Source organism: uncultured Subdoligranulum sp., from assembly GCF_937890665.1.
Genome location: NZ_CALADU010000106.1, coordinates 1 through 1,882 on the forward strand (window position 1 = coordinate 1; position 1,882 = coordinate 1,882).

General features: G+C 47.1%; 2 protein-coding genes. One reads left to right on the forward strand and one right to left on the reverse strand.

The annotated features are described in order from the left end of the window. Nucleotides 1–97 precede the first annotated feature (97 nt). Complete coding sequence (locus Q0526_RS06480) at nt 98–1,123, reverse strand: LacI family DNA-binding transcriptional regulator (protein WP_298731762.1); 1,026 nt, start codon at nt 1,121–1,123, stop codon at nt 98–100. Between the two features lie 417 nt (nt 1,124–1,540). Between Q0526_RS06480 and Q0526_RS06485 the strand changes: the two genes are divergently transcribed. Beyond that, on the forward strand, nt 1,541–1,786 hold the full coding sequence (locus tag Q0526_RS06485; protein WP_298731763.1) for a helix-turn-helix transcriptional regulator: 246 nt from the start codon (nt 1,541–1,543) through the stop codon (nt 1,784–1,786). Nucleotides 1,787–1,882: the final 96 nt, after the last annotated feature.

Below are 1,882 nucleotides of genomic sequence, written 5' to 3' on the forward strand. Positions count from 1 at the left end.
AGCGTGTCTTTTTGACGAGCTCATTATACAAAACCGAAGAGGATTTGAAAAGGGTTTTGCGTGACGTTTCCTACGAAACTGATAAATACCACAAGAATTATTTGTGGATTTTGTGCAGATCTTGTGACCAGGGCGCGGCGTTGGGGGTTGATTCGCTCACCGAGTTGCGGCGGATCAGTTCAACAGGCTGAACGTAATTTTTACACTCCACCGGTTCCTGCCGAATCAGACGCACCAGCAGTTCCACGGCGGCCTCTGCTTTGGCCGGGACGTTCTGACGCACTGTCGTCAGAGGGGGATGCATGAGTTCTGCATAGATGCAGTCGTCAAACCCGGTGACGGAGATCTGCTCCGGCACCTGTATGCCGTGGTCCTGCAGATAATTCATCACTTCCGCCGCATCATAGTCAGAGGCCAGGGCCACAGCCCTGGCCTGGACAAAGCGATCCAAATAGTGGCCGTACATGACACGGCGCAGAGAAATATCCTCGGGGAGAAGAATATGGCGCTCTTCTCCGCAGTCAATCCCGGCAGAGCGCATCTGATGCTGAAATCCTTTCCAGCGGTAATGGTCTGCGCCGGTATCACACTCGGCGGCAAAGATGGCCTGGGTGTACCCGTTGTCCAGCAGATACTTTGCAATCATGGCGCCGCCGCCGAAATCATCAGTCCCCACGTTGACGTAGTGGTACTCCGCCTCGGGATAGGTGTCAATCAGGACCATATATTTGTTGAGTTGCCTGCGCAGCTCCTTGTATTTCTTTTCGTCCAGTCCCAGGACGACAAGACCATCCACATTCCATCGGGAGGCAATCTCTGCCACCTGGTCCGTATTTTTGTCCTGGCCATTGATCAGCATGACATAATATCCGTTTCGATGGGCTGTCTCTTCTACACCAGACAGAAGTTCTGCCACAAAGGTATCGCGCAGAGAAGGGATGCCGGACCCTTTGCGGGTCAGCTCACGGGAAGATGTATTCGGGACATAGCCCTCCTGGTTCAGAATTTCCGAAATTTTCTGGATCATTTCCTTGGAAACCTTTTTGGTGTTGCCGTGCAGCACATTGGACACCGTTGTCCGGCTTACACCAACTTGATCTGCAATATCCTGCAAACGCTTCATGGCTGTTCATACGCTCCCTGTTTGATCAGTTGAAACACAAATGATTTTCAACGTAATCATAGCATATTCATACAGTAATTGCAATCCGAATGATCCTTTGATCTTCAATGAATTCTGAACTCAAATAAAGACTTTTTTGATATTATAGCAGTTTGCGTTTTTAATGCACAAACAACATCCGCAAACTGCATATCGCAAAGATGCCGTGTTGATGGGCACTATTTTTGAAAATTGCGATAATACCCAGTAGTGCTTAATCATCTGTTTGCAGGATGATGAAAGCAAAATGCCTGCTTTTTCATAAGCCCGGCAGAATGAATGCAGCATAATGAAAATCGTTTTGATAGAAAATTGTGTGGAACATTCTGCCAATTTCATCGTTTATAAAAGAGATGGAGACTTAACCGTATTTTTACTTTGCGTACAAATGAGAAGTTATCGCAGGAAAAACTTGCTGAAAAACTTGGTGTTTCCCATCGCCACCTCGGCGATCTTGAAAGGGGAAGCTCCAATGGCTCTGTAAAAATCCTGATCGATATTGCAGAATACTTCCATGTCAGTATGGATCATCTTCTTTTAGGCCGAGATTCTTCTAGGGATCAGTTTCAAAATGAACTGCAATCCGCTATAGATCATCTTGAAAAAATCAAAGGTCTTTTATAACCACTTCAACAAGAAACGCTCCTGCCAGTTTTACACCGGCAAGAGCGTTTCTTGTGTTGGGTAGCTTGAGCGAGCGACAACCACCAGCTAAGCTGG